Source organism: Pseudomonas migulae, from assembly GCF_043225285.1.
In the GTDB taxonomy this organism is placed as follows: Bacteria; Pseudomonadota; Gammaproteobacteria; order Pseudomonadales; family Pseudomonadaceae; genus Aquipseudomonas; species Aquipseudomonas migulae_C.
Window position 1 is genome coordinate 270,024 of record NZ_CP171224.1, and the last position, 25,500, is coordinate 295,523.

Here is a 25,500-nt window from a genome sequence, read left to right on the forward strand (position 1 = left end):
GGCGTGAAGCGTGGTATCTATTTCCGTCCTGGAAATGGTTCAGCTGGAGGCAATCCTTTCCAGAACAGGCGTGGCCTGTACATTAGCGTAGCGACTACGCAGGGTTTCAAGAAACTGTTCGCCCGAGTTCTCGGCGCAATAGAGATAAATCTTGTCCAGTCCGCCGAAGACCATTTCGCGATAGCGAGTATCGATTTCCTCAGCGCTTGGCCCGTCCGGCAATCCGAGGTGCAAGGTTAGTTCCTTTCCTTCGAAGGCAAACAGCGGCGTGTCCCACAGGAATCGGGCGGTACCGGCCTTGGGCAACCGTACGAACAAGTAATCGTGGTTGCTGAGGGAATCAATGTCACCGCCCCGCCTTCTTTTCCATTTCAGCAGTCCGTCATCCGGGCGTGCCACGCAAAGCCCGATGTCGTAATAATCGAAGCCGTGCTCGATAGCCCATTCAAGTGCCATGAAGGTGGTGATCGAGTTCACTTCGCGGAGTTTTTTCGCATCGGAAAAAATCGCCTCGGTGTAGCCGAAACGCATGGTGCTCCAGTAGCGCTTGCCGCCCCGCGTAATGACGCAGCCCAGGTGACAGGCGACCACCTCGTCCCCCAGCAGGATCAGATCGAGCCGGCCCGCCGTCCTGGCGATCCTGAACACTTCCTGCGTGGACAGTTGGGCCGCGTGGATACCCTGCCTCGCCTCGGCATAGGGGCGCAGCATTTCCCGGTCGGCCCATTCGATTTCTTCATCCAGCAGCGCTTGCCTGACTCGGTAGAGCGGTCGGTTCTTGCGGATGTTTCGACGCAGCTCGCTGTCGTATCGGGCGGTGATGTCTTCGAGGGATCGCCCCAACGGGACGACAGCGCTCAGATAGACCGGCACGTTCAAGGCGCCCGTGGTCGGCACTTCGCTGACCATCACCACGTGATCCGACTCGGCCGGCTGTGGCGCGCCATCGCTCACAGGGCCATTGCCTGGCGCTTTGCCGCCGATGAGCAGCTTGGCCATCTCTCGCTGGCTTTTCCTGCCGACATAGAGGAACTCGTGAGGCCCCTCCTGCTGCAGCCTGAACCGGGCAATTTCCCATCGCCACAGACACGCCCGGTCGAGGATGACTCGCAGCCTGGCTGACGCGTTTCTGATCTCGTAACGCATTGAAGGCGAGACGAATTTTCGGACAACTGTCGCCAGGGTCTCTCTCATTTCCTTGTCATCCTTTGAGCATTATTGTTAGCCAGATCAGATACAAAAATCTGACACTCAGATCATTAGAAGCCCTTAATCTTTGATATACATGACAATTTTATATTTTCAGTTTGCTTACATTCAGTAACAGTAAAGATACAAAGTGCTTACATTGCAAGTGACGTCCATTTCTTTCCGATTGAAAACCCGCCCACAAAAAAGCCCACTGACCGTTACCGGTTCAGTGGGCTGTTTTTTAAGGCTTCTGGTTACAGAGCCATATCACTCGCGGCGTTGGCTTTCGGCGCCTTTGGCGCTTCTGCCGGAGCAGCCGCCGGGGCTGCTGCCTGACCGATTGCCGGTGGCGGAGTCAGCTGCAACACCTTGGCGGTGTAGGCCCATTCCTCGGCCACTTTTTCAGGACTGCCGTTCAGCTGGGTGCCGTAGCTCGGCACGATCTGGTGCAGCTTTTCCTGCCAGGCCGGGGAAGCGACCTTGTCCTTGAACACCTTCTGCAGCACGGTCAGCATGATCGGCGCAGCGGTCGAGGCACCTGGCGACGCGCCCAGCAGGCCGGCAATGCTGCCGTCAGCGGAAGCAACGATTTCGGTACCCAGTTTCAACACGCCACCGGCGGCTTCATCACGCTTGATGATCTGCACGCGCTGGCCGGCTTGCCACAGGCGCCAGTCTTCAGCCTTGGCGTTCGGGAAGTATTCTTTCAGGGCGTTGAGGCGGTCTTCGTCAGACAGCATCAGCTGACCGGCGAGGTACTCGACCAGCGGGTATTCCTTGATGCCGACCTTGGTCATTGGCCACACGTTGTGGGTGGTCGTGGTGGTCAGCAGGTCCAGGTACGAACCTTCCTTGAGGAACTTGGTGCTGAAGGTCGCGAATGGGCCAAACAGAATGACGCGCTTGCCGTCCAGGACGCGGGTGTCCAGGTGCGGAACCGACATTGGCGGTGCGCCAACGGAGGCTTTGCCGTAGGCCTTGGCCAGGTGTTGCTCGGCGATGGCCGGGTTCTCGGTGACGAGGAACGAGCCGCCAACCGGGAAGCCTGCGTATTCCTTGGCTTCAGGAATGCCGGACTTCTGCAGCAGGTGCAGTGCACCGCCGCCCGCGCCGATGAACACGAACTTGGCGTCGGTTTCGGTCTTGGTGCCGTCTTTCAGGTTTTTGTAGCTGACGCGCCAGCTGCCGTCGTCGTTCTTGGTGATGTCTTGCACTTCGCTAGACAGCTTCAAGTCGAACTTCGGAGTGGTTTGCAGGTGCGCGACGAACTGGCGGGTGATTTCGCCAAAGTTTACGTCGGTGCCGATCGGGGTCCAGGTGGCCGCGATTTTCTGGTTCGGGTCACGCCCTTCCATCATCAGCGGAACCCACTTCTTGATCACCGCCGGGTCTTCGGAGTACTGCATGCCGGCGAACAGCGGGCTCGCTTGCAGGGCTTCGTAGCGTTTTTTCAGGAACTTGATGTTGTCGTCGCCCCACACGAAGCTCATGTGCGGCGTGGAGTTGATGAACGAACGCGGGTTTTTCAACACGCCTTGCTGAACCTGCCAGGCCCAGAACTGACGGGAGATCTGGAACGCTTCGTTGATTTCAACAGCCTTCGGAATCGAGACTTTGCCGTTCTCGTCTTCCGGGGTGTAGTTCAATTCGGCCAGGGCGGAGTGACCGGTACCGGCGTTGTTCCAGCCGTTGGAGCTTTCCAGTGCGACGCCGTCGAGGCGCTCAACCATTTCCATCGACAGGTCAGGTTCCAGCTCGTTGAGCCAGACGCCGAGGGTCGCACTCATGATGCCGCCGCCAATGAGCAGCACATCGACTTTCTTTGCCTCTGCCGCGTGAACGGACGTGATCCCCATCGACAAAGCCAGCCCCAGCAGGGCCGTGTTCATTTTTTTAAACATCTGTAGCACCTATGATAAAACGCCATCCGCCCTTCCATCCCGATGACGAAACCCTGGTATCACACGGCATTCAGGCAGGATGTCGTGGGTCTCGCGCATAAGAACCGGAGGGGTGGGCACACAAGGCCGACGTGTTCCATCGACCTCAGTTTATATGTCCCTTCTGAACTGACTTTTTATCTTTATTGGCTTCAGCTACTTGAGCGACAGTGATTCCGTTGGCGCGTCTCGAGGACACGCAAACTGAATAGGTCAAACCAAGTTGTTGCGAAGAATATCACGACACGCAAACCCGCGCGTCTGTTCGCGACCTGATAGTCCGAACGCGTGCGCCGGGGCCACTATACTCATCGTGTTTTTCTCGACGAACCGGTGAGGAGCAGTCATGAGCGACAAGAACAATCTGCGCAAGTATTCCTCTCAAGTGGTCGACGGCGTGGAGCGCGCGCCCGGTCGCTCGATGCTGCGGGCCGTGGGGTTCACCGACGAGGACTTCAAGAAGCCGCAGATCGGCATCGCCTCGACCTGGGCGATGGTGACGCCGTGCAACATGCACATCGACAAGTTGGCGATCGAGGCGGAGAAAGGCGCGAATGCCGCCGGCGCCAAAGGCGTGATTTTCAACACCATCACCATCTCCGACGGCATCGCCAACGGCACCGAAGGTATGAAGTATTCGCTGGTGTCGCGGGAGGTGATTGCCGATTCCATCGAGGTCGTCGCCGGCTGCGAAGGCTTTGACGGCCTGGTGACCGTGGGCGGTTGCGACAAGAATATGCCGGGATGCCTGATCGGCATGGCGCGGCTGAACCGCCCTTCCATCTTCGTCTACGGCGGAACGATCCGCCCGGGCGCGGGCCACACCGACATCATTTCCGTGTTCGAAGCCGTGGGCCAGAATGCCCGGGGCGACATCAACGAGATTCAGGTCAAGCAGATCGAGGAAGTGGCGATTCCCGGCCCCGGTTCCTGCGGCGGCATGTACACCGCCAACACCATGGCCTCGGCCATCGAGGCGCTCGGCATGAGCCTGCCCGGTTCCAGCTCCCAGGACGCGGTGGGTGGTGACAAGGCGTCGGACAGTTTCCGCGCCGGTCAGCAGGTCATGGAACTGCTGAAGCTGGACCTGAAACCGCGGGACATCATGACCCGCAAGGCCTTTGAAAACGCGATCCGCGTGGTCATCGCCCTCGCCGGCTCGACCAACGCGGTGCTGCACCTGCTGGCGATGGCCCATGCGGTGGATGTCGAGCTGACGCTGGATGATTTCGTCGAACTGGGCAAGGTCTCGCCGGTGGTGGCCGACCTGCGGCCCAGCGGTCAATACATGATGAGCGAACTGGTCGCCATCGGCGGCATTCAGCCGCTGATGAAGCGCATGCTCGCGGCGGGCATGCTGCATGGCGATGTGATGACCGTGACCGGCAAGACCCTCGCGGAAAACCTCGAAAGCGTCCCCGACTATCCCGCAGGCCAGGACGTGATCCTGCCCTTCGATCAGCCGGTGAAAAAGGACTCGCACCTGGTGGTGTTGCGCGGCAACCTCTCGCCCACCGGCGCGGTGGCCAAGATCACCGGCAAGGAAGGCCTGCGCTTTGAAGGGACGGCACGGGTCTATCACGGCGAGGAAGGTGCGTTGGCCGGGATTCTCAACGGCGAAGTGAAAGCGGGCGACGTGATCGTGATTCGCTACGAAGGCCCCAAGGGTGGGCCGGGCATGCGCGAAATGCTCTCGCCAACCTCGGCGGTGATGGGCAAGGGTTTGGGCAAGGATGTTGCGCTGATCACCGATGGCCGTTTCTCGGGCGGTTCCCATGGTTTCGTGGTGGGGCATATCACGCCGGAAGCCTTTGAAGGCGGGCCGATCGCGTTGATTGAAGACGGTGACAAAATCACCATCGATGCCGAGACCCGACAGATTACGGTCGACGTGTCCGATGCCGAACTGGCCAAGCGCAAGACCCGTTGGGTGCGGCCGGAATCGAAGTACAAGCGCGGGGTGTTGGCGAAGTATGCGAAGACGGTGTCCAGTGCGTCGGAGGGCGCCGTGACAGATAAATACCTGTAGCCCGTTCTGACGCTTCGCGAGCAGGCTCGCTCCCACATTGGAATGCGTTCTACCTGTGGGAGCGAGCCTGCTCGCGAAGGCGTCCTGCCACACACACTCAATGTAGAAAAAGGATCACAACCGAAACCGATCCACCGATTGCGACAACTTCCCCGCCAACGCCGACAAATCATCCGTCGTCGACGCCGTCTGGCCAATCACCTTGCTGTTGCCTTCCGACATCCCCGCAATCATCTCCACCTGATGCGCGATTTCATTGCTGGCCAGGCTCTGCTCACCAATCGTGCGTGAAATGTCATTCACCAGTTGCGTGGTGTTCAGCGTGGCTTCCAGGATTTCACGGATCGCCCGTTCAACATCTGCAGTCACGGCCATGCCCTTGTCGACCTGGGCCACGCCCGCCTCCATGCTGGTCACCGCTTCGCGGGTGCTTTGCTGGATGCGCGCGACCATGGTGGCGATTTCCTGGGTCGAGGCGCTGGTGCGTCCCGCGAGGCTGCGAACTTCGTCGGCCACCACAGCAAAACCGCGCCCCTGCTCCCCGGCGCGTGCGGCCTCGATGGCGGCGTTCAGCGCCAGCAGGTTGGTCTGATCGGCGATGCCCTTGATCACCTGAATGATGCTGAAAATACCTTCGGATTCCTTGTCCAGCGTGCGAATCACCTGGGCCGATTGCTGCGCCGAACGTGCAATCCCGTCCATGTCGTTGACCACCTGATGAATCACCCGGCCGCCATCCTTCGCCAGCGCCTCGGCCTGGTTGGCCATGTCCAGCGCGCGCTCGGCGTGGCGGGTGATTTCCTCGATGCTCGCGGTCATTTCACTCGCGGCGGCGGCCATGGTGCTGGCGGCGACACTTTGCTGCTGGCTGCTGCCGGCGACTTCGTGGCAGCCACTGCTCAACTGCTCGCTCATGCCGCTGACGCCATGGGCGTTGCTGCGCACCACTTCGATCATGCCGCGCAAGTCGCGCTGCATGGTCGCCAGGCTGCGGATCAGCGCGCTGGCTTCATCCTTGCGGGTCGGTTCGACAATCGGTTCGCTGAGGTTGCCGTGGGCGATGCTCTCGGCAATGCGGCTGGCAGTTCGCAACGGCCCCATGATGCTCAGGATCACCCAGCGCCCCTGGACGAGCAGCAGCAACAGGCTGGCGGCGAGCACGATACCGAGCGTGAGGTTGGCGCTGCTGATTGCCTGCTCGGTGCCCGCGCTGGTCTGCTGCGTATTGGTTTCGATCAGCTCGCTGAGCGCGGCCATCTGGTCTTCCAGCTGGCTGAACGCGTTGTTGAACGTGCCCAGTTCCTTTTGCGCGGCCTCGGGATTGTCCAGAGCCAGCCCGACAATGCGCTCGGCAGCGCTGATGTAGGTGTCGAGACTCGGTTTGACCTTGTTCAGACCGGCCTTGATCGTATCGTTGACCGGCAGCTTGAGGTTGTCGCCCAGCACTTCGCGAAAATGCAATGCATGCTCCGCGATGGAGCTGCGCACCTCGGCCTGGCTGCTGGTGCTTTTGCCCAGCCCGACGAGCATCGCGGACAGCACGTCCGCGCGTAAGGCGTCGTGCATCATGTCGGCTTCGAGGTGATTGCGTAGCGCGGCCATGCTGACCTCGTTGTCATTCACCGCGGTCGCCATTTGCGAATTTCCCAGGTAGCTGACCAGGCTCATGATCAAGGCCGTGAGCAGGCCGGTGCCAATCAGCAGGATCAAACGTAATTTTATCGACACTGTGCAGGTCCCCTGTCAGTTGGGCGTGGCCATTCGCGGACGGCTTCTGAACAGGTTATCGACTGCGCCACAGGGGAATTGAAGGCTCTTTGCGTTCACGGGGCTTTTTGCGACATGCGGTAATTCTCCCCGGGGTGATGTTCGTTTTTTCCTCAGTGCGTGCTAGGTTGTACGACGACTGACGAATTCGATTCCAGCCCGGCAGTCGATCACCCACAACAACAAGGAAACACCCATGAAAAACACAAAGTTGCTGATTGGTTTTCTGTGCCTCTTCAGCGGATACGTGGCGGCTGCCTCGTCCTCCGGTGAGAAAGATGTCGCCCAGGCCGTCGACCACCTGACCCAGGCGATGCTGAAAAAGAACATTGCCGAACTCAACGCACTGACCGCCGAGAACCTGACTTACGGGCATTCCAGCGGGAAGATCCAGAACAAGCAGGAATACATCGCCGACATCGAAACCGGCCGCAGCGCGTTCAAGACCCTCGAAATGCAAAACCAGACCATCACCCTGTCCGGGGACGTCGCGCTGGTTCGCAACCACTTCTCGGCCCAGGCGCTGAAAGGCACCGAGGTGATTCCAACTGAAATCGAGAACTTCCAGATCTGGCAGAAGCAGAAAGGTAAGTGGCTGTTGGTGGGGCGTCAGGCATTCAAGTTCTGATTTGATTGGATAACTGTAGGAGCGAGCCTGCTCGCGATGGACTGATAATCGCCGCGTTGATTCAGGCAACCCGCGTCATCGTTAACGTCCATCGCGAGCAGGCTCGCTCCCACAAGGTTTGAGAACGACCGTTGATCTGCGCGTGGCGGCAACGTCTGCCGATTCAAACTTCGACCCGGCGTAAAAACGGCCATCGAGCCTGATAACTTGCTGCTTTCTCAGCAAACAGATCAGGCTGATGATTGAGCGGATTGATCCTTAACAGCCCGTCCTCGACATCGCTCAAACCGTACGGCGCGTACACCTCGCCACATCGTCATGCAGTCTCCGTTCGGGGGGGCTTGAATCCTTTGGGCAAACGATACATTAAAAGCATTCTGTGAAAGACCGAACGCGCGTGTTTCACTCCCTCCACCAGAAAGCTAAAGTGTCGCAATCACCCCGGACACCACGGACGCCAATGGACAGCCAATCGCCTGAGCCTCAATCCGTCTGCAACCCCATCACCAGCAGCGCGATGTTTATCGTGGCAACCCTGGTGCCCGACAGTGATGCCGCCGGCAAAGTCCGGGCCTGGTGTGCCGATGTCGCGGCGCTGACGCGATCGGTTGGCAAGCGCGTGCCCTCCGGCAACTTGTCGTGTGTCTGCGGTTTTGGCTCCTCCGTCTGGGACCGCGTGTTCGGCAACCCGCGCCCGGCCTCACTGCACGCCTTTCGCGAATTCGGCAACGAGGCACGTCGTGCTGTTGCGACACCAGGCGACATTTTGCTGCACATCCGTGCAGACCAGATGGACCTGTGTTTCGAACTGGCGACGCAACTGCTTTCATCGCTGGGAGAGGCAGTGTCAGTCGTCGATGAAGTACAGGGATTCCGCTACTTCGACATGCGTAGCATCATCGGTTTTGTCGATGGCACCGAAAATCCGGTCGGGCGCAAGGCGGTCGATTTCACGATCATCGGCGATGAAGATCCTTCGTTTGCCGGTGGCAGCTATGTGCTGGTGCAGAAGTACCTGCACAACATGACAGCCTGGAACGCGCTGTCCGTCGAAGCTCAGGAACGGATTATCGGGCGAACCAAACTGTCCGACATCGAGCTCGATGACTCGGTTAAACCAACCTCCTCGCACAGCGCCCTGACGACGATTACCCAGGACGGGCAGGAAGTGAAGATCCTGCGCGACAACATGCCGTTCGGCCGCCCCGGCGCTGGCGAGTTCGGCACCTATTTCATCGGTTATGCACGCTCACCCGACCCGCTTGAACAGATGCTCGAAAACATGTTCGTCGGCAGACCTGCCGGCAATTACGACCGCTTGCTCGATTTCAGCACGGCGGTTACGGGTGGCTTGTTTTTCGTTCCTTCAGCCGATCTGCTGGAAGAACTGGCGGATCGTTGAACCCAGGAGAGCCCCGCGCCCGTGGCGAAGTCAGAGATTGCAGTGGTGATCCTCTCAAAGGTAGTATTGAGAACGATTCACACTAACATCTGGAAAGCCGACCGGTGCAACCTCCTTCGACCAGCAAGCTGGGCTTCTTTTTCAGCGACCATCATCGCTGGCTGCTGCAGCATATTCAGCGGCGCCTGCGCAATCACGCGGACGCCGAGGACACCGCCGCCGATACGTTCTGCCAGATGCTGGTGGCCCGAGTAGACCCGGACAGCATCGAACAACCTCGCGCCTACCTGTCGACCATTGCCCGGCGCCTGATCTTTGATCGACATCGCCGGCGCAAGCTGGAACTCGCCTACCTTGAACGCCTGTCCACGCTGCCCGAAGCGATCGCCCCTTCCCCGGAAGAACAGTTGCAACTGATCGAAGCCCTGGTGGCGATCGACCGGGCACTCGATGGCTTGCCAATGGTCGTCAAAGCCACGTTTCTCTATAGCCAGCTGGACGGTCTGAGTTATGTGGCAATTGCACACAAGCTCGGGTTGTCCGAGCGCACCGTCAGCCGCTACATGAAACAGGCTCTGAGTCAGTGTTACCTGAGCGAGTTGGCGCCATGAACAAGCCGCGCCTTGACCCGGTCAGCGAGCAGGCCATTGACTGGATGGTGAGGCTTCGTGCCGGCCAGCCCGATGCCGCATTGCACGAGCGGTTCAACGCCTGGATCGCGATCGATCCCGCACACGCTCGTGCCTGGGCCACATTGCAGGAACGTCTCGGGGGTTCCTTCAATACCATTCGTGCCCTGGATCGCCGCCTGCCAGGTCAGGCCGACGAAGCGCGAAAACTGTTGCTGCAACCCCACGGTTCACGCCGCGATGCGCTGCGCGTGATCGCGGGCCTGGGCCTGCTGGGTGGTGGCGCATGGCTGGGTATTCGCAGCCCGCTGGGTGACACGCTGCTGGCAGACCTGCACACCGGCCGCGGCCAGCGTCAGGACTTCACGCTGGCCGACGGCAGCCGCCTGAACCTCAATGCCGGCAGCGCCGTGGACCTGCAATTCGATGACCAACAACGACTGGTGATTCTGCGCCACGGTGAACTGGTGATTCAGGTGGCGCCCGATCCCCGCCGCCCACTGCGCGTACGCACCGCCCAAGGTGAAATTCGCGCGCTGGGCACCCGCTTCCTCGTCGCCCAGGAGCAAGACGCCAGTCGCGTAGTGGTGTTGCAGCATTCGGTCGAAGCCCGATTGTTCAGTGGCGCGACACTTGATCTGCAGGAAGGTCAATCGGCCTTGCTGTATGCCCGGCAGATTGCGCCCGTGACCGGCGATCAGCGCCATCGTGCCGACTGGCTGAGCGGGCGGCTGAATGTGCTGGATGAACCGCTGGAACAGGTTGTCGACGCGCTACGCCCCTACAACCGCGGATTTGTGCGCGTTGCCCCCGAGGTTCGCAACGTGCGTGTGCAGGGTGTATTCCCGCTCGACGAGCCCGACCGGGTGTTCGCCGCGCTCGCGGAAACCCTGCCGATTCGCGTGGATCGTTACAGCCCATGGTTGACGTTGATCCGGGCGAAATAAGCCGTTTCGAAAATATTTTTTGAAAATAACTCTCATTCGTGTCCGGTTTTCATTTCTCGTCCCACCTATCTCCTGACACTTTCACATTTTCAGGAGAACGCTGTGTTCAACCCGTGGCCCCACGCCCTTTCCGTCGCTGTCGCCCTGGCAACCCTGGCGAGCCCTGCCCTGTCGCAGGCGCAAGATCTGACGTTCAACCTGCCAGCCGGCTCCCTAGCCAACACGCTGAACGCCATCGCCAGCCAAAGTGGCCATATCGTTTCTTTGGAGCCTTCGCTGGTGCAGGGCAAACAGGCCCCGGCGGTGGTCGGCCAGATGCCGGTGGAACAGGCGATGCAGAAGGCTTTGTCGGGCAGCGGCCTGCAATTGCGCGTGACCGGGCAAGGTAACTTCAGCGTCGAGCCCGCCCCGGACAACAGCGCAGCGCTGCAACTGGGCGTCACCAACATCGTCGAACGCAGCGCTGACGCCACGACCGAAGGCTCAGGCTCTTACGCCGCACGTGCGGTGACCATCGGCAAAGGCACCCACACCCTCAAGGAAATTCCGCAGTCGATCACCGTGATGACCCGCAAACAAATGGACGATCAGGACCTGGTCGACCTCAAGGACGCGGTCAACCACACCACGGGCCTGGTCGGCGCCCAAGGCGTGGGCAAAGGGATGATCCTCAGCTCCCGCGGTTTCCAGATCGATGACTGGCAATACGACGGCGTGCCGATCCCGCGCAACACGTACTCGCTGGGCAACTGGGCCACCCAGGACCTGATCTTCTTCGATCGCATGGAAGTGCTGCGCGGTGCATCCGGGTTACTGCAAGGCACCGGCAGCCCCGGCGGCGCCGTGAACCTGGTGCGCAAGCGTGGTCAGGCCGCACCGACCGTCACCCTCACCGGCAAGGCCGGCTCCTGGGATCACTATGGTCTGCAACTGGATGCCGGCGGACCGCTGAACCAGGCCGGAACCGTTCGTGGACGCCTGGTGGCCGACCAGGATGACAGCCACTCGTTCGTCGACTCCGAATGGAGCAGGACCACATCGCTGTACGGCGCGCTGGACTTCGACCTGAGCGATGCCACCACCCTGGGCGTGGCGGTCAGCCAGTCCGATGGCGCCTCGCGTGGCAACGTCCGCGGCTTCCCGCGCTACGCCGACAGCAAACCCATCGATCTGCCGCGCAAGACGTACACCGGGGCAAAGTGGAACCATTCGGATATCGATGTCACTACGCTCTACACCGACCTGGAACATCATTTCAACGATGACTGGGCTTTCAAGGTCGGCGCCGTGCGCATGACGGAAACCAACAAGGCCAAGAACCAGCGGGTGCAAACCATCAATAACGGTATCGAGCCGGATGGCAGCGGCGTGGAGTACGCCGACTTCGTGACGGACATGGACTCCACCAAAGTCGCGCTGGACATGAACCTCACCGGCAAATTCGAAGCACTGTCCATGCAGCAGGAAATCATGCTGGGCGGCAACTATTCCAAGTACAGGTCGGACGACAAGTACGCGCGGACCTTCAATGACGGCACCGACAATATCTTCAACATTGATCATGACCGTCCTGAAATCAGCTACGACGGTTTGCTCAACAGCCCCGGCGGTCGCGGAACGCCGAGCAAATACGACATCCGCCAAAAAGGTCTGTACGGCAGCTGGCGCGTCAAGCCGATCGACCCGCTGACCCTGGTGCTCGGCTCGCGGGTCAGTTGGTACGATTACAGTTACAAATATTGGACTCAGAACGCGACCAGCATTACCGCCAATCCTGAAAGCACCAGCAACGAAACCGGGGAAGTCACGCCTTACGCCGGTATCGTTTATGACCTGAGTCGCGAGTGGGCGGTGTATGCCAGCTACACCGACGTATTCACGCCGCAAACCGAGCGCTATACCAGCGGTTCGGTGGTTAAACCGATCATCGGCACCAACTACGAAATCGGCCTCAAGGGCGAGTTGATGGACGGTCGGGTCAATACGTCCCTGGCCCTGTTCCGTTACGACCAGGAAAACCGCGCCGTACTCGATATGGACGGCGGGCAAAACTGCGACGGTTGGTACTGCTCGAAGGCCTCCGGCAAAGTGCGCAGCCAGGGCCTCGACGCTGAAATCAGCGGCGAAGTGATGGACAACCTGCAACTGTTTGCCGGCTACACCTACAACACCACCAAATACCTGAATGACCCGGACAGCGAAGGCCAGGTCTTCAGCTGGTGGACGCCGAAACACATGCTGCGCGTCTGGGGCAACTACCAGCTCAGCGGCGACTGGAGCCGTGTCAGCACAGGCCTGGGTTTCGTCACTCAAACTCACACGCTGGGTTACGACCACAGCGTCAACGTGCCGGGCTACACCGTGTGGAATGCCCGTGTCGGCTATCAGCTCACACCGGAAATCGAGCTGGCGATGAACGCCAACAACCTGTTCGACAAGACGTACTTCACGGCGGCGTACAACCAGATCAACGGCAACAACAACTACGGTGATCCGCGCAACGTGATGTTCAGCGTGAAATACACGCCGACGTTCTGACCGCGCAAATTGTTATATCCCCGGTCACGAATGCAACACGACCTACTGTAGGAGCCGGCTTGCCGGCGATGAGGCCCGTAAGATTTCATCGATCTCAAGGCCGCCATCGCCAGCAAGCCGGCTCCTACAAGGATCTGTTGCAAGCCGGAATGATGTGGAAGGCGGCTGCGGCCTTCCCTACGCTTGCCCCCGCCCCCCTTTGAAAGCCTCACGCCGAGCTTGTCGTTCGGCGGCATAGGCTTCGCTTTGCTGACTGATCAACTCTTCCCGTCGCAACGGTTCGCCGCAGTGTTCACACAGCGGTCCTAATCCCGCGGGTTCGCCACAGGTCTTGTGCGTATACACCACCGCCAACCCTTCTTCTGGCGACTTGCACCAGGTTTCGCCCCAGGCGCGCAGCGCGAGCACCACGGAATAGAAGGCCTGCCCTTTTGCGCTGAGGTGGTACTCGTAGCGTGGCGGCCGTTCGTTGTAGAGGCGACGCTCGACCAGGCCTTCGGCTTCAAGGTTTTTCAGACGTGTGGCGACCATTTGCGGAGTGCCGCCGGTCTGCGCCTGGATCTCGTCATAACGATGACTGCCCATGAACAACTCCCTCAGGACCAGCACGGTCCAGCGGTCGCCCACGATGTCCTCGGCCCGTGCGACCGGGCACAAGGTGGCGGGAGTACTAATATTTGTCGACATGCGGGCTTGCCTCTTTCGCAGTTACTATGATTATCATATCAACACGATGCCCAGGCAAGTCCCGGCACCGATCATTCAATTTCCGTGGAGAACATCGTCATGCCGAATGCCCCCTATCCGCTCAACAGAACCGCCTATCTGCTGGTCGATCCGTACAACGATTTCCTCTCGGAAAACGGCAAGGTCTTTCCCTTGATCAAGCCGATCGCCGAGCAAGTCGGCCTGCTCGACAACCTGCGCGCACTCGACCGTGCGGTGCGTGCCCAGGGCATTCAGGTGGTCATCGTACCGCACCACCGCTGGGAACACGGCGACTACGAAGGCTGGGATCACCCGACGCCGACCCAGTGCAAAATCATGCACATGCATCACTTTGCCCGTGGCGAATGGGGCGGCGAATGGCACCCGGATTTCGCGCCGAAGGACGGTGACATCGTCGTCCAGGAGCATTGGGGCTCCAGCGGTTTTGCCAACACCGACCTCGATTTTCGCCTGAAGCAGAAAGGCATCACCCACGTGATCATCGTCGGTCTGCTGGCCAATACCTGCATCGAGGCGACAGCACGCTATGCCTCGGAAATGGGTTACCACGTCACGCTCGTGCGGGACGCCACCGCCGCGTTCCGTCCGGAAATGATGCACGCCGCCCACGAACTCAATGGCCCCACGTTTGCCCACTCGATCGTGACGACCAACGAACTGATTGCCTCCCTTTCGGGCCAGGAGTAACAGCGGATGAACCTGACAGGAAAGCTCATCATCGGCGCCCACGATGTATCGGCCACCGAAGGGACGATGAAGGCGCTGAACCCCGCGACCAACACGTTGATCGAGCCGGATTTTGCCTTGGGTGGCGCGGCGCAGGTCGATCAGGCGGCGGCCCTCGCCGACGAAGCGTTCGACAGCTACAGCCACACCTCGCTTGCCCGGCGCGCGGCATTTCTGGAGAGCATCGCCGACAACCTCGAAGCCGTGCGCAAGGAGCTGGCGGCACGGGCGGCGCTAGAAACCGGCTTGCCGGAAGCGCAACTCGAAGGCGAAGCAAGCAGAGCCGCCACCCAGTTTCGCCAGTTCGCGGCGGTCGTGCGTCAAGGTCGCTTCCTGCAACTGGCCATCGATCCGGCGAAGCCTGATCGTCAACCGCGCCCGCGCATGGACCATCGCCTGCAGAAAATGGCCATCGGCCCGGTAGCGATTTTCGGTGCGAGCAACTTTCCGATCTCCTACTCGGTGGCCGGTGGCGACACCGCATCGGCCCTGGCCGCTGGCTCGACCGTCATCCTGAAAGCGCACAACGCGCATCCGGGCGCTTCGGAAATCCAGGCCCGCGCCATCCAGCAAGCGGTGCAACAACACGGTCTGCACGAGGGTGTGTTCTCGATGGTGCGCGGCAGCGGCAACACCATCGGTGAAGCCCTGGTCGATCATCCGTTGGTAAAAGCCGTGACGTTTACCGGCTCGGAACAAGGCGGCATGGCGCTGTATCGCCGTGCGCAGCTACGGCCCGATCCCATCCCGGTGTTCACCGAGATGACCAGCGTCAACCCGACCTTCATTCTGCCCGCGGCCCTGGCCGAGCGCGGTGCGCAGATCGGTGATGGTTTTATCGAACGCATGCTGGTCAATGTCGGGCAAGCCTGCCTGCGGCCCGCGCTGTTGATCGCGGTCGAAGGCGCTGGCCTCGAGGCACTGCGCGAGGCCATGGTGAAACGCGTGACCGACGCCTCGGCGCGCACGATGCTGACACCGGGGATTCACGCGTCCTACCTCAACGGCCTCGCCGTCCTTGAGAACGCGGGTGCACATCGTGTAGCTGCGGGTTCGGCCGCCACTGCGGACTTTGACGGCCAGTCGGCGCTGCTTGAAGTCAGTGGTCAACGCTTCCTGAGCGAGGCGGCCCTGTCCCAGGAAGTCTTCGGTCCCTCCGCGCTGTTGGTGACCGTCGAGGATAACGCCGAGTTGCTTGCCCTTGCGCGTTCGCTCAAAGGCCAGCTCAGCGCCGCCCTCCACCTTGAAGAAAATGACCTGCCACTGGCCCAGCGCTTGCTGCCGGTGTTGGAGCGGCGCACCGGGCGCATCGTCGTCAACGCCTTCGCCCATCCACAGGAGGTGACCCACGCCACGGTTCACGGCGGACCGTTCCCGGCCACGTCCGACAGCCGCTTCACCTCGGTGGGCATGACGTCGATCGAACGCTTCCTGCGGCCGGTGGCTTACCAGGGGTTCCCGCAGGCGCTGCTGCCCGAAGCATTGCGTGATTCCAACCTGTTGGAGCTGCCGCACCTGGTGGACGGCCGATAAGGAAACACGCGTTAAAGACCGGTCTGCCGCTAGACCGGTTTGCCCACCGCGTTGTCGATCATCAGACGCACGCCCCGCAATACTTGCGCCGACACCTCGGGCCTGGCTTTCGCCGTGGCGCGCGCAACCGAAAGTGCACCCACCATGGCCGCAACGATGCCCATGGCGGTGTCCAGCGCATCGACGCCGGGATTGTTGGCCGCCACCCTGCGCTCAAACGCTCGCACCAGCACCATGTAACCCTCGGTAAACGTCGCACTGGTCACACTGTCCTGCCGGCCGATTTCGCTGGCCGCAGCCGCCATTGCGCAGTGATCCGCGTATTCGTCGCGGTTATCTACGGACAGATAGTCAGACAGAAAACGCTCCAGGTCCGGCTCGCCATCAACCGTGCCGGTGTAGAGCTTGGCGTTCCCCTGCTCCATGCCCCACGCCAAGGCAGCGGCTGCCAGCGCTTCCTTGGATGCGAAATGCGCGTACAGCGCGCCATGGGTCAAACCGGCCGCCTTGCTGATTTCGGCAACGCCTACCCCGTCGATCCCTTTCTGACGAAACAGACGGCTCGCCGCCTCTAACAGCGCGACACGATTTTCTTCGGATTTTTCTTTCGATATCTTCATGACGAGATTCCTCTACGCTATCCCCGCCACATTATCATTGCATTCGCAATTTAATGAAACCTCATAGAAAAAAGCCATTGATTATTTAATTGACTTTAATAATTGCAAGCACAACTATAAAAACATTGATTACAGACGTAATCTTAATGAGCGCAAGTCGCTCCCCTGCCAGAGCACACCACCATGAACATCAAGAATTCCGTAGCCTTCGTCACCGGCGCCAACCGTGGTCTTGGTCTTGCCTTCGCCAAAGAACTCGTAGCACGTGGCGCGAGCAAGGTTTATGCAGGGGTGCGCAACCCTGAAGGCGTCAACATTCCAGGGGTTATCGCCATTCGCCTCGACGTCAGCGACCCGGCATCGGTCGCCGCTGCGGTGGCCCAGGCTGGCGACGTAACACTGCTGGTCAACAACGCCGGTATCGCCCGCATACTGCCTTCGATGCTGGATCCTGGCCTGGTGGACATCGCCCGCGAAATTTTCGAAACCAACTACTACGGCGTCATGCACGTCAGCCTCGCCTTCGCACCGGTGCTCAAGGCCAACGGCGGTGGCGCGATCGTCAACGTGCTGTCGGATGCGACCTGGATCGCTGCGCCGTTCCTGTCCGCCTATGCGGCGTCGAAAGCCGCAGCGTGGAGCTTCACCAACTCGTTGCGCATTGAACTGAATGCCCAGGGCACCAGCGTGCAAGGGCTGCACGTAGGCTTCATCGACACCGACCTGACCCAGGGTTTTGATGTACCGAAGTCGCAGCCATCGGACGTCGTGATCCAGTCGCTCGACGGGGTGGAAGCGGGGCTGCAGGAAGTGCTCGCAGACCAAGGTACGCGCGCCATCAAGGCCAGTTTGTCTACCGGGAAAGCGGCGTACCTGAACGCCGAAACCGTCGCGTAAAAACGGACGGTTTCAAGAGAAGAATCGGCTACAGGCGCGCGCAGCGCAGATCCTTCAAGGATCAACCTGAGCCATCAGTTCCGGGACCGTTTCCGGCCGATTGGCATAGCGCTGCGCAAGCACGGCGCAGACCATCAGCTGGATCTGGTGGAACAGCATCAACGGCAGGATCAACACGCCGATGGTGCTGCCGGCGAACAATACCTGGGCCATCGGCACGCCGGTGGCCAGGCTTTTCTTCGAACCGCAGAACAGGATGGTGATGCGGTCTTCCTGATTGAAGCCAAAGGCCTTGCCCAGCACAGTGGACGCCAGCAGGACCAGCGCCAGCAAGATGCAGCAGACGACCACCAGCCCGCCCAGTTCCCAAAGCGGGATCTGGTGCCAGATGCCTTCGATCACTGCCTCGCTGAATGCACCGTAGACCACCAACAGAATCGAGCCCTGGTCGACGAACTTCAGCCAGCTCTTGTTGCGAGCGACCCAGGCGCCGATCCAGCGCCGGGCGATCTGGCCGGCAATGAATGGCAGCAGCAGTTGTACGCTGATCTTCAGGATCGCATCGAGCGTCGAACCGCCCTCGCCGTGCACGTTCAGCAACAACGTCACCAGCAACGGCGTCAGGAAAATCCCGAACAGGCTGGAGGCCGCCGCGCTGCAAATCGCCGCCGGGATATTGCCCCGCGCCAGGGAGGTGAAAGCGATCGCGGACTGCACGGTTGCCGGCAACGCGCAAAGGTAGAGCATGCCCATGTACAGATCGTCGCCGATCAGCGGCGACAGCACAGGCTTAAGCGCCAGGCCGATCAGTGGAAACAGGATGAATGTCAGGCTGAACACCAGCAAATGCAGGCGCCAGTGGCCGGCACCGGCAATGATCGATTCGCGCGACAGCTTGGCGCCATGCAGGAAAAACAACAGGGCGATGGCGATATTGGTCAACCAACCAAAACCGACCGCGACCTGGCCGCTGGCGGGTAGCAGGCTGGCGATAAGGACCACGCCAATCAGGGTCAGGGTGAAGTTGTCGGGTAAAAAACGGGGGCGGGTCATGGGTAGCATCCGGCGGTGGCGAGGAACGTGGCTCGACTGTAGCGTGGCTGTCGATTGCCGGCTAACGCTAGCAAGCCAGGAGATGTCGCCTAACGGACACAGGTATGAAACGAATGCGTTGGTTGGCTAAAAACAGTGTCATTTTCATGTTCACGCAGATTCGGTCATTACACAAATCAACTGTAGGAGCCAGCTTGCTGGCGATGGCGGTGGTTCATTTACATTATTTTCGACTGGAAGGACGCTATCGCCAGCAAGCCGGCTCCTACAGAGGAATGCGGTGGGTCAGTCAAATTATTTATTGAATGGGCGGACGCCATCGCCGGCAAGCCGGCTCCTACGAAGGGCGTGGCGTGCCTGACGCTTACTCAATCATCCTCATGCAACTTGATGCCCCTCTTGTGCAGCAGATGCGGCACCACCAGCACCAGCAGCGTCAATGCCAGGAACGCTGCGGAAATCGGTTGGGTCAGGAACACCGTCCAGTCGCCTTCACTGATCGACAAGGCGTTGCGCAGTTGTTTTTCTGCCATCGGCCCCAGCAGCATGCCCACGATCACCGGGGCGACGGGGAAGTCGAAACGCCGCATCAACACCCCGCCCCAGCCGATCGCCAGCATCAGCAACAGGTCGAAGGACGAGTGACGCATGCCGTAAACCCCGATGGTGGCGAACACCAGGATCCCGGCGTTCAGGTACGGCCGGGGGATTTGCAGGAGTTTGACCCACAGCCCCACCAACGGCAGGTTCAGCACCAGCAGGATGACGTTGCCGATGTACAGCGACGCCACCAAGGTCCAGACCAACTCCCCCGAGGTCTCGAACAGCAGCGGCCCCGGTTGCAGGTTGTAGTTCTGGAACGCCGCCAACAGGATCGCGGCGGTGGCGGACGTCGGAATACCGAGGGTCAGCAACGGCACCAGGGACCCGGTCGCGCTCGCATTGTTGGCCGCTTCCGGACCGGCAACACCCTCAATGGCGCCCTCGCCTTTGCTGGCGGCGAATTCTTTCGGGTATTTGCTGAGCTTGCGCTCGGTCGAATAGGACAGAAACGTCGGGATCTCCGCGCCCCCGGCCGGGATCGAGCCGAAGGGAAAGCCAATCAGCGTTCCCCGCAACCAGGCCGGAACTGAGCGTTTCCAGTCAGCGCGGGTCATCCACAACGACGTGAGGCGATGTCGACCGGTCGCCTCTTCTTTCTGATACAGCAAGCTGTACAGCGCCTCGCCCACGGCAAACAGCCCGACTGCCACCAGCACCACTTCAATGCCATCGACCAGTTCCGGAACGCCCAACGTATAGCGAGCAATCCCGGACGTTGAATCCAGGCCAATCAGGCCGACCGTCAGACCAATCCCCAGTGACGCAAAGCCCCGCAACATGGATGCACCAAGCACCGCCGACACCGTGGTGAAGGACAGCACCAGGATCGCGAAATACTCCGTGGGCCCAAATTTGAGCGCCAGCTTGGCCACCAAGGGCGCAAACAGGGTCAGCAGAATCGTCGCGATGGTGCCGGCCACGAAGGAGCCGATGGCCGCCGTGGCCAACGCAGGCCCGGCCCGGCCGTTGCGGGCCATGAGGTTGCCTTCCAGGGCGGTGACCATGGACGACGATTCCCCAGGCGTATTCAACAGAATCGACGTCGTGGAACCGCCAAACTGAGCGCCGTAGTAGATGCCAGCGAACATGATCAGCGCGCCGGTAGGATCGACCTTTGCGGTAATCGGCAGCAACAGCGCCACCGTCAGTGCCGGCCCGATGCCCGGCAAAACCCCGATGGCGGTGCCGAGCAGGCAGCCAATGAAGCCCCACATCAGATTGATCGGTGTCAGTGCCGAGGAAAACCCCATGGCCAGGCTTGCGAGAATATCCACCCCGTTGATCTCCTTCGGCCCGGATCAGATCCAGGCGTTGACAAGCGGCGGCAGGGAAACCCCCAGCCCGGCATTGAACAGCCAGTAAATGGGAAGTGTCAGGGCGATGCCGATGGCGAGGTCGCGCAGCGGATGGCGACTGCCAAAACCCCGTGCCGAACAGGCGAACAACAATGCCGCCGACAAGACAAAGCCAATGAAGTTGATCAGCGCGGCCACGCCTATCAACCCTGCCGTGACCCAGGCCACCCCCGCTTTGCCGCCAGGCAGCACTCTGGCGGACTCGTCTTCGTGATCCGCAAGTTCGCGAAACCCGCCGGTGACCGCCTGATAACTCAACAACAGGCCCACGCCGGCGAGGAATGCCGCCACGGCATAGGGATAAACGTCCGCACCGAGGATGACGAACCCCATCTCTTCAGGGAACAGAAAAGCGCCGTAGGCCAGCACGGCGCTGATGGTGATCACACCGAGGCCAATCGCCAGTTGCACCGGCACGATTGCACGGGAGTGACTCATGGCTTGACCAGTCCCACTTCGACCAGCATTGCGCGCAGTCGCACGTGTTCCGCATCGACGAATTTACCGAACTCGTCACCGGTCAGGACGTTGGGTGACCATTTGTTGGTTTCGATGTTGTCTTTCCAGACCTTGCTGTTGGAGGCGGCCACTACGGCATCGGTAACTTCCTTGCGCTGCTCGGGCGTCAGGCCCGCGGCACCGTAGACACCCCGCCAGTTGCCGATGATCACGTCATACCCGCTTTCCTTGAGCGTCGGGGCGTCGATGCCGGCAACGCGTTCCGGTGCGCCGATGGCGAGCACACGGAACTGATCGTTTCTGATGTACTGGCCCAGCTCGGCATAACCGCCGGTGATCACCTTGATCTGCCCGCCCAATGCCTGGGCAACCACTTCACCCCCGCCGGCGAAGGCGACGTAATTGACCTTGTTGACCGGAACCCCCATTTTCGCCGCCAGCTCGGCAATGCCGATGTGATCGATCGAGCCCTTGGAGCCCCCGCCCCAGGCAATGCTGGTCGGTTTTTCCTTGAAGGCTTTGAGCAAGTCATCGAGGGTCTTGAATTCGGACTCCTTGCGCACCGCAATCACGTTGTACTCGGTAAACAGCCGGGCGATCGGCGTCACATCCTTCAAGGTAATCTGCGGGGCGTTCTGTTCGATGCCGGTGACCATGATCGCGCCGACCACGAGCAGCGCATTCGGATCACCCTTGGTGCTGTTGGCGAACTGTGCCAGCCCCAACGTGCCGCCCGCGCCACCCTTGTTTTCGAAAGTGACGGATTTGGCCGCATTGGCTTCGACCAAGGCCTTGCCCAGCACCCGCGCCGTCTGGTCGTAGCCGCCGCCCACCGAGCCCGGGGCCATGAACTTGACGGTATCCAGTGCAAAGGCCGGTGCAGTCAGTGCGGCAGCAGTGACAACGATCGCGAGGCAATGGGTGGATCGACGTAAAAAAGCAAACATGCGTTTTCTCCCTGGACTTTTGTTTTTATGGGGTGGCGGCGGAACGCCGATCAGGGCATATAGCCTGAGTCGTGAGCATCCATCTCGGGATAAGCGTAGGCCATGGTTAGAATGGCGGCACACAACAGTGAATCAGTTCATTTCAGGAAGGCACTTGCATGGCCGAAACCCGCGCCCATGACCGCAGTAGCGCGTGGTCGGTGTTTGTCATTTTCCTGCGGCTGGGGCTGACGTCTTTCGGCGGGCCCATCGCGCATTTGGGCTATTTCCGTGAGGAATTCATCACCCGGAGACGCTGGCTGTCGGAGCGCAGCTATGCGGATCTGGTGGCGCTGTGCCAATTCCTCCCGGGCCCGGCGAGCAGTCAGGTCGGCATGGCGCTGGGCCTGTCGCGGGCGGGATACCGCGGGGCGCTGGCGGCATGGGCCGGTTTTACCTTGCCCTCGGCCCTCGTGCTGATCCTGTTTGCGCTGGGTATGTCCCGCTACGGTTCGCTCCTTTCTCCCGGTGCACTGCACGGGCTCAAAGTGGTGGCCGTTGCCGTGGTGGCTCAAGCCGTGTGGGGCATGGCGCGAAACCTGTGCACGGACAGCTTGCGCGTCACCCTCATGTTGATTGCCGCCTGCGCCGTTCTGCTCGAGCCGTCAGCGTGGGCTCAGGTCGGCGTGATTGGCGTTGCCGGTGTGGCCGGCTTGCTGCTGTTCAAACCCGCACAAATCGACGCCCACGACCCGTTGCCCATCACCGTCAGCCGACGGGCCGGGGCGCTCTGGTTGTTGCTGTTCGTGACCTTGCTGGTTGGCCTGCCGCTGTTGAATGCGCTCATGCCGAATCAAACCCTGGCGGTGGTGAATGCCTTCTACCGTACCGGCTCACTGGTATTCGGCGGCGGCCACGTCGTGCTGCCACTGCTGCAAGCCGAGGTGGTGCCTTCCGGCTGGGTCGGCAACGAAACCTTCCTCGCCGGATACGGCGCCGCGCAGGCCGTACCGGGGCCGCTGTTCACCTTCGCTGCATTTCTCGGTGCATCAATGAACGTTGCGCCTTCAGGCTGGATTGGCGGGATGATCGCCCTGCTCGCCATCTTCGCCCCGTCGTTCCTGCTGATCCTCGGCGCCGCGCCGTTTTGGGAACGGCTGCGACGCAACGCACGTGCACAGGCCGCCCTGATCGGGGTGAATGCCGCGGTAGTCGGCCTGCTGCTGGCCGCGCTGTATCAGCCGGTCTGGACCAGTGCCATTCTGACCGTACAAGACTTCGCCCTGGCATTGGTCGCCCTGGTGGCGCTGATGTTCTGGAAGCTGCCGCCGTGGCTGGTGGTGCTCGGCTGCGGGGTTGCAGGGTGGCTGTTGAGCCCCGGTTAGTCAAAACAGGCCAATAACCCTCTGATTTTCAGCCAGTTACTTTTTCAGAAACATTAATCCCGGGGCCTTCGACGTCACACTGGAAATCAGCGGGCTATCCTGAAAAACGACTGAACTTCGCGACTTGAGTTTATTGGTGGCGTGCATCAGGAGACGAGTCATGAAAGGCATGCTCGGCGGCATGGGTTTGTCACTGGTACTGGTGGCAACCGCGGCGTTCGCCCATCACGGCTGGAGTGAATACGACTCCAGTAATCCCTTGCAATTGAACGGCACGATCGAAGAGTCGGGTTATTCCCATCCCCATGGATTCGTGCGCCTGAAAACCCCGGACAAGACCTGGAACGTGGTACTGGCACCGCCCTCGCGCATGGAAAACCGTGGTCTTTCCCGGGAAATGCTCAGCGTCGGCAGCACAGCCAGCGTGGTCGGCTATCAGAACCGCAACAAACCGGATGAACTGCGCGCCGAACGCATCACTGTCGGCGGCAAAACCACAGAGCTGCGCTGATGCAAACCCTCACTATCGGCGACGGTTCGGCTGCGTATGGCTGGCTGGACCGGGTGGGCGATTCGCAACTGGGCGCCGCCATGCGCGGCGACCTGTGGCTGTACCCGATGGTTGAGGTGGTTCACATCATCGGGTTCGCTGTGTTGATCGGCTCCATCGTCATGTTCGATCTACGGATACTCGGCCTGTCGAAAAACATCGCCGTGACCGACCTCGCTCGCCATCTACTGACCTGGTCAGTGGCGGCGCTGCTGCTGATCGTGCCCGCCGGGCTGATGATGTTTTCAGCCCATCCCCATGACTTCGCCTCCAACGACGTGTTTATCCTGAAGCTGTGCCTGATTGCGACGGCAGGCCTCAACGCCCTGATGTTTCACCTGGGTGTCTATCGTTCGGTCAACCAATGGAACACCGCCGTGGCTGCGCCCGGCATCGCAAAATGCCAGGCGCTGCTGTCGATTGCACTGTGGCTCACGGTGGTGTTGTGCGGTCGGCTGCTGGCCTACACCTGATCATCAGGTATTGGTTTTCAACTTGGTCCACAAACGCGTGCTCAACCGCGCGATTGCCGCTGGCAACTCCTCGACGGTAAACAACTTCTCCAGCACGTTCTTCGGCGGGTAGATCGCCAGGTCCTGCTTCACCGCCGGAGTAACATACGGATCCGCCGCCAGGTTGGGGTTGGCGTAGTGGATGCTGTTGCTGATGTTGGCAATCACTTGCGGCGTCAGCAGGTAGTTCATGTACGCATAGCCGTTTTTCTCGTGCGGCGCGTTTTTCGGCATGACCACCATGTCGAACCACAACGTCGAGCCTTCGTCGGGAATCGAATACGCGATGTCGATGCCGTTGTTGGCCTCTTTGGCGCTGGCGGCGGCCTGGACGATGTCGCCGTTGAAACCGATCACCGCGCAGACGTTGCCGTTCGCCAGGTCGCTGATGTACTTGGACGCGTGGAAATACTGCACGTACGGCCGGATTTTCAGCAGCGCCTGCTCGGCCTTCTTGTAATCCGCCGGTTCGTGGCTATGGGGCGGCAGGCCCAGGTAGTTGAGGGTGATCGGTAAAACCTGCGTCGGGTTATCAATGATCGCCACACCACACTGGCTGAGCTTCTTGATGTTCTCTTCATCAAAAAACAGCTTCCAGGAATGGGTGATATCGGTGTTGCCGAAGATCGCCTTGATCTTCTCAACGTTGTAGCCGATCCCCGCCGTGCCCCACATGTACGGGTAGCCGTACTGGTTGCCGGGATCATTGACCTCAAGTTTTTTCATCAACGCCGGGTCGAGGTTTTTCCAGTTAGGCAACTGGCTCTTGTCGAGCTTCTGAATGGCCCCGGCCTTGATCAGGCGCGACAGAAAATGGTTCGACGGGCTGACCACGTCGTAGCCGGTGTTGCCGGTCATCAGCTTCGACTCCAGCACTTCGTTGCTGTCATGAATGTCGTAAGTCGCCTTGATCCCGGTTTCCTTGGTGAAACTGGGCAGCGTGTCGTCGGCGATGTAGCCGTTCCAGTTGGAAATATTCACCACTTCGTCCGCGTAAGTGGCTGCCGACAGCGTGGTCAGTGCAAGCATCAGGGGAATCGTGTTCACGCGCATGTTCAATTACCTGGTTGATGAGCTTTTG

23 protein-coding genes and 2 pseudogenes are annotated in these 25,500 nt (G+C 60.4%); 13 read left to right on the top strand and 12 right to left on the bottom strand.

Features of this window, described 5'->3' with window-relative positions:
* Positions 1 to 39: 39 nt before the first annotated feature.
* Positions 40 to 1,194, bottom strand: coding sequence for a hypothetical protein (locus tag ACF6ZU_RS01310; protein ID WP_392890123.1), 1,155 nt, complete (start codon positions 1,192 to 1,194; stop codon positions 40 to 42).
* Positions 1,195 to 1,445: 251 nt separating this feature from the next.
* A complete protein-coding gene (mqo, locus tag ACF6ZU_RS01315) occupies positions 1,446 to 3,092 on the bottom strand; it encodes a malate dehydrogenase (quinone) (protein ID WP_392890124.1) in 1,647 nt (548 codons plus the stop codon).
* A 385-nt stretch (positions 3,093 to 3,477) separates the two neighbouring features.
* Here mqo and ilvD point away from each other — a divergent pair, with 385 nt between their 5' ends.
* The gene (gene ilvD, locus ACF6ZU_RS01320; protein WP_392890125.1) at positions 3,478 to 5,160 is read left to right on the top strand and encodes a dihydroxy-acid dehydratase; all 1,683 of its coding nucleotides are present in this window, start codon (positions 3,478 to 3,480) and stop codon (positions 5,158 to 5,160) included.
* Between the two features lie 114 nt (positions 5,161 to 5,274).
* Here the strand turns inward: ilvD and ACF6ZU_RS01325 are convergent, their stop codons facing one another.
* The gene (locus ACF6ZU_RS01325) at positions 5,275 to 6,138 is read right to left on the bottom strand and encodes a methyl-accepting chemotaxis protein (RefSeq protein WP_392894000.1); all 864 of its coding nucleotides are present in this window, start codon (positions 6,136 to 6,138) and stop codon (positions 5,275 to 5,277) included.
* Between the two features lie 42 nt (positions 6,139 to 6,180).
* A pseudogene (locus ACF6ZU_RS01330) lies at positions 6,181 to 6,828 on the bottom strand (methyl-accepting chemotaxis protein); the annotation flags it as partial.
* Between the two features lie 295 nt (positions 6,829 to 7,123).
* Between ACF6ZU_RS01330 and ACF6ZU_RS01335 the strand changes: the two are divergent.
* On the top strand, positions 7,124 to 7,555 hold the full coding sequence (locus ACF6ZU_RS01335; protein ID WP_392890126.1) for a nuclear transport factor 2 family protein: 432 nt from the start codon (positions 7,124 to 7,126) through the stop codon (positions 7,553 to 7,555).
* A gap of 163 nt (positions 7,556 to 7,718) precedes the next feature.
* Here the strand turns inward: ACF6ZU_RS01335 and ACF6ZU_RS01340 are convergent.
* Positions 7,719 to 7,865: pseudogene (locus ACF6ZU_RS01340) on the bottom strand (nucleotidyltransferase family protein); the annotation flags it as partial.
* A 150-nt stretch (positions 7,866 to 8,015) separates the two neighbouring features.
* Between ACF6ZU_RS01340 and ACF6ZU_RS01345 the strand changes: the two are divergent.
* From ACF6ZU_RS01345 to ACF6ZU_RS01360, 4 genes are all read left to right on the top strand, one after another.
* Positions 8,016 to 8,957, top strand: coding sequence for a Dyp-type peroxidase (locus tag ACF6ZU_RS01345; protein WP_392890127.1), 942 nt, complete (start codon positions 8,016 to 8,018; stop codon positions 8,955 to 8,957).
* Between the two features lie 104 nt (positions 8,958 to 9,061).
* The gene (locus ACF6ZU_RS01350) at positions 9,062 to 9,568 is read left to right on the top strand and encodes a sigma-70 family RNA polymerase sigma factor (RefSeq protein WP_392890128.1); all 507 of its coding nucleotides are present in this window, start codon (positions 9,062 to 9,064) and stop codon (positions 9,566 to 9,568) included.
* Positions 9,565 to 10,533, top strand: a complete 969-nt coding sequence (locus tag ACF6ZU_RS01355; RefSeq protein ID WP_392890130.1) for a FecR domain-containing protein — start codon at positions 9,565 to 9,567, stop codon at positions 10,531 to 10,533. Before ACF6ZU_RS01350 ends, ACF6ZU_RS01355 begins: the two co-directional genes overlap by 4 nt.
* Before the next feature lie 102 nt (positions 10,534 to 10,635).
* Positions 10,636 to 13,071: a TonB-dependent siderophore receptor gene (locus ACF6ZU_RS01360; protein WP_392890132.1), complete on the top strand. Its 2,436-nt coding sequence runs from the start codon at positions 10,636 to 10,638 to the stop codon at positions 13,069 to 13,071.
* 177 nt (positions 13,072 to 13,248) lie between these two features.
* Here ACF6ZU_RS01360 and ACF6ZU_RS01365 read toward each other — a convergent pair whose 3' ends face one another.
* Positions 13,249 to 13,758 carry a winged helix-turn-helix transcriptional regulator gene (locus ACF6ZU_RS01365; protein ID WP_392890133.1) on the bottom strand — a complete coding sequence of 170 codons (510 nt, stop codon included), beginning with the start codon at positions 13,756 to 13,758 and terminating at the stop codon, positions 13,249 to 13,251.
* Positions 13,759 to 13,857: 99 nt separating this feature from the next.
* Here ACF6ZU_RS01365 and ACF6ZU_RS01370 point away from each other — a divergent pair, with 99 nt between their 5' ends.
* A complete protein-coding gene (locus ACF6ZU_RS01370) occupies positions 13,858 to 14,487 on the top strand; it encodes an isochorismatase family cysteine hydrolase (protein WP_392890134.1) in 630 nt (209 codons plus the stop codon).
* Positions 14,488 to 14,493: 6 nt separating this feature from the next.
* Entirely contained in the window at positions 14,494 to 16,059 is a 1,566-nt protein-coding gene (locus tag ACF6ZU_RS01375) for an aldehyde dehydrogenase (NADP(+)) (RefSeq protein WP_392890135.1), read from the top strand.
* Between the two features lie 29 nt (positions 16,060 to 16,088).
* On the opposite strand, the gene ACF6ZU_RS01380 is transcribed toward ACF6ZU_RS01375, so the two are convergent.
* A complete protein-coding gene (locus ACF6ZU_RS01380) occupies positions 16,089 to 16,679 on the bottom strand; it encodes a TetR/AcrR family transcriptional regulator (RefSeq protein WP_392890136.1) in 591 nt (196 codons plus the stop codon).
* 183 nt (positions 16,680 to 16,862) lie between these two features.
* On the opposite strand from ACF6ZU_RS01380, the gene ACF6ZU_RS01385 reads away from it, so the two are divergent.
* On the top strand, positions 16,863 to 17,576 hold the full coding sequence (locus tag ACF6ZU_RS01385) for an SDR family oxidoreductase (RefSeq protein WP_392890137.1): 714 nt from the start codon (positions 16,863 to 16,865) through the stop codon (positions 17,574 to 17,576).
* A gap of 54 nt (positions 17,577 to 17,630) precedes the next feature.
* Here ACF6ZU_RS01385 and ACF6ZU_RS01390 read toward each other — a convergent pair whose 3' ends face one another.
* Complete coding sequence (locus ACF6ZU_RS01390; RefSeq protein ID WP_392890138.1) at positions 17,631 to 18,629, bottom strand: bile acid:sodium symporter family protein; 999 nt, start codon at positions 18,627 to 18,629, stop codon at positions 17,631 to 17,633.
* 104 nt (positions 18,630 to 18,733) lie between these two features.
* Here ACF6ZU_RS01390 and ACF6ZU_RS01395 point away from each other — a divergent pair, with 104 nt between their 5' ends.
* Positions 18,734 to 18,934, top strand: coding sequence for a hypothetical protein (locus tag ACF6ZU_RS01395; protein ID WP_392890139.1), 201 nt, complete (start codon positions 18,734 to 18,736; stop codon positions 18,932 to 18,934).
* 63 nt (positions 18,935 to 18,997) lie between these two features.
* Here ACF6ZU_RS01395 and ACF6ZU_RS01400 read toward each other — a convergent pair whose 3' ends face one another.
* From ACF6ZU_RS01400 to ACF6ZU_RS01410, 3 genes are read right to left on the bottom strand one after another with little or no spacing between them, the layout of a single operon-like run.
* Complete coding sequence (locus ACF6ZU_RS01400) at positions 18,998 to 20,506, bottom strand: tripartite tricarboxylate transporter permease (RefSeq protein WP_392890140.1); 1,509 nt, start codon at positions 20,504 to 20,506, stop codon at positions 18,998 to 19,000.
* A 24-nt stretch (positions 20,507 to 20,530) separates the two neighbouring features.
* On the bottom strand, positions 20,531 to 21,025 hold the full coding sequence (locus ACF6ZU_RS01405) for a tripartite tricarboxylate transporter TctB family protein (RefSeq protein WP_392890141.1): 495 nt from the start codon (positions 21,023 to 21,025) through the stop codon (positions 20,531 to 20,533).
* Positions 21,022 to 21,993, bottom strand: coding sequence for a Bug family tripartite tricarboxylate transporter substrate binding protein (locus ACF6ZU_RS01410; protein ID WP_392890142.1), 972 nt, complete (start codon positions 21,991 to 21,993; stop codon positions 21,022 to 21,024). Before ACF6ZU_RS01410 ends, ACF6ZU_RS01405 begins: the two co-directional genes overlap by 4 nt.
* A gap of 158 nt (positions 21,994 to 22,151) precedes the next feature.
* Here ACF6ZU_RS01410 and chrA point away from each other — a divergent pair, with 158 nt between their 5' ends.
* The 3 genes from chrA to ACF6ZU_RS01425 all read left to right on the top strand — a co-directional run bounded on the left by chrA (position 22,152) and on the right by ACF6ZU_RS01425 (position 24,380).
* Positions 22,152 to 23,357, top strand: a complete 1,206-nt coding sequence (gene chrA, locus ACF6ZU_RS01415) for a chromate efflux transporter (protein ID WP_392890143.1) — start codon at positions 22,152 to 22,154, stop codon at positions 23,355 to 23,357.
* A gap of 160 nt (positions 23,358 to 23,517) precedes the next feature.
* On the top strand, positions 23,518 to 23,868 hold the full coding sequence (locus ACF6ZU_RS01420; protein WP_392890144.1) for a DUF6152 family protein: 351 nt from the start codon (positions 23,518 to 23,520) through the stop codon (positions 23,866 to 23,868).
* On the top strand, positions 23,868 to 24,380 hold the full coding sequence (locus tag ACF6ZU_RS01425) for a DUF6644 family protein (RefSeq protein ID WP_392890145.1): 513 nt from the start codon (positions 23,868 to 23,870) through the stop codon (positions 24,378 to 24,380). Before ACF6ZU_RS01420 ends, ACF6ZU_RS01425 begins: the two co-directional genes overlap by 1 nt.
* Before the next feature lie 3 nt (positions 24,381 to 24,383).
* On the opposite strand, the gene ACF6ZU_RS01430 is transcribed toward ACF6ZU_RS01425, so the two are convergent.
* Positions 24,384 to 25,472 carry a polyamine ABC transporter substrate-binding protein gene (locus ACF6ZU_RS01430; protein ID WP_392890146.1) on the bottom strand — a complete coding sequence of 363 codons (1,089 nt, stop codon included), beginning with the start codon at positions 25,470 to 25,472 and terminating at the stop codon, positions 24,384 to 24,386.
* Between the last annotated feature and the right edge of the window lie 28 nt (positions 25,473 to 25,500).

Coding starts and splice junctions, on each gene's coding strand:
- ACF6ZU_RS01395 (WP_392890139.1), top strand. CDS start 18,734: ATGAAACGAATGCGTTGGTTGGCTAAAAACAGTGTCATTTTCATGTTC.
- ACF6ZU_RS01420 (WP_392890144.1), top strand. CDS start 23,518: ATGAAAGGCATGCTCGGCGGCATGGGTTTGTCACTGGTACTGGTGGCA.
- mqo (WP_392890124.1), bottom strand. CDS start 3,092: ATGTTTAAAAAAATGAACACGGCCCTGCTGGGGCTGGCTTTGTCGATG.
- ACF6ZU_RS01355 (WP_392890130.1), top strand. CDS start 9,565: ATGAACAAGCCGCGCCTTGACCCGGTCAGCGAGCAGGCCATTGACTGG.
- ilvD (WP_392890125.1), top strand. CDS start 3,478: ATGAGCGACAAGAACAATCTGCGCAAGTATTCCTCTCAAGTGGTCGAC.
- ACF6ZU_RS01375 (WP_392890135.1), top strand. CDS start 14,494: ATGAACCTGACAGGAAAGCTCATCATCGGCGCCCACGATGTATCGGCC.
- ACF6ZU_RS01335 (WP_392890126.1), top strand. CDS start 7,124: ATGAAAAACACAAAGTTGCTGATTGGTTTTCTGTGCCTCTTCAGCGGA.
- ACF6ZU_RS01365 (WP_392890133.1), bottom strand. CDS start 13,758: ATGTCGACAAATATTAGTACTCCCGCCACCTTGTGCCCGGTCGCACGG.
- ACF6ZU_RS01425 (WP_392890145.1), top strand. CDS start 23,868: ATGCAAACCCTCACTATCGGCGACGGTTCGGCTGCGTATGGCTGGCTG.
- ACF6ZU_RS01370 (WP_392890134.1), top strand. CDS start 13,858: ATGCCGAATGCCCCCTATCCGCTCAACAGAACCGCCTATCTGCTGGTC.
- ACF6ZU_RS01410 (WP_392890142.1), bottom strand. CDS start 21,993: ATGTTTGCTTTTTTACGTCGATCCACCCATTGCCTCGCGATCGTTGTC.
- ACF6ZU_RS01325 (WP_392894000.1), bottom strand. CDS start 6,138: ATGCAGCGCGACTTGCGCGGCATGATCGAAGTGGTGCGCAGCAACGCC.
- ACF6ZU_RS01345 (WP_392890127.1), top strand. CDS start 8,016: ATGGACAGCCAATCGCCTGAGCCTCAATCCGTCTGCAACCCCATCACC.
- ACF6ZU_RS01380 (WP_392890136.1), bottom strand. CDS start 16,679: ATGAAGATATCGAAAGAAAAATCCGAAGAAAATCGTGTCGCGCTGTTA.
- ACF6ZU_RS01430 (WP_392890146.1), bottom strand. CDS start 25,472: ATGCGCGTGAACACGATTCCCCTGATGCTTGCACTGACCACGCTGTCG.
- ACF6ZU_RS01390 (WP_392890138.1), bottom strand. CDS start 18,629: ATGACCCGCCCCCGTTTTTTACCCGACAACTTCACCCTGACCCTGATT.
- chrA (WP_392890143.1), top strand. CDS start 22,152: ATGGCCGAAACCCGCGCCCATGACCGCAGTAGCGCGTGGTCGGTGTTT.
- ACF6ZU_RS01385 (WP_392890137.1), top strand. CDS start 16,863: ATGAACATCAAGAATTCCGTAGCCTTCGTCACCGGCGCCAACCGTGGT.
- ACF6ZU_RS01405 (WP_392890141.1), bottom strand. CDS start 21,025: ATGAGTCACTCCCGTGCAATCGTGCCGGTGCAACTGGCGATTGGCCTC.
- ACF6ZU_RS01310 (WP_392890123.1), bottom strand. CDS start 1,194: ATGAGAGAGACCCTGGCGACAGTTGTCCGAAAATTCGTCTCGCCTTCA.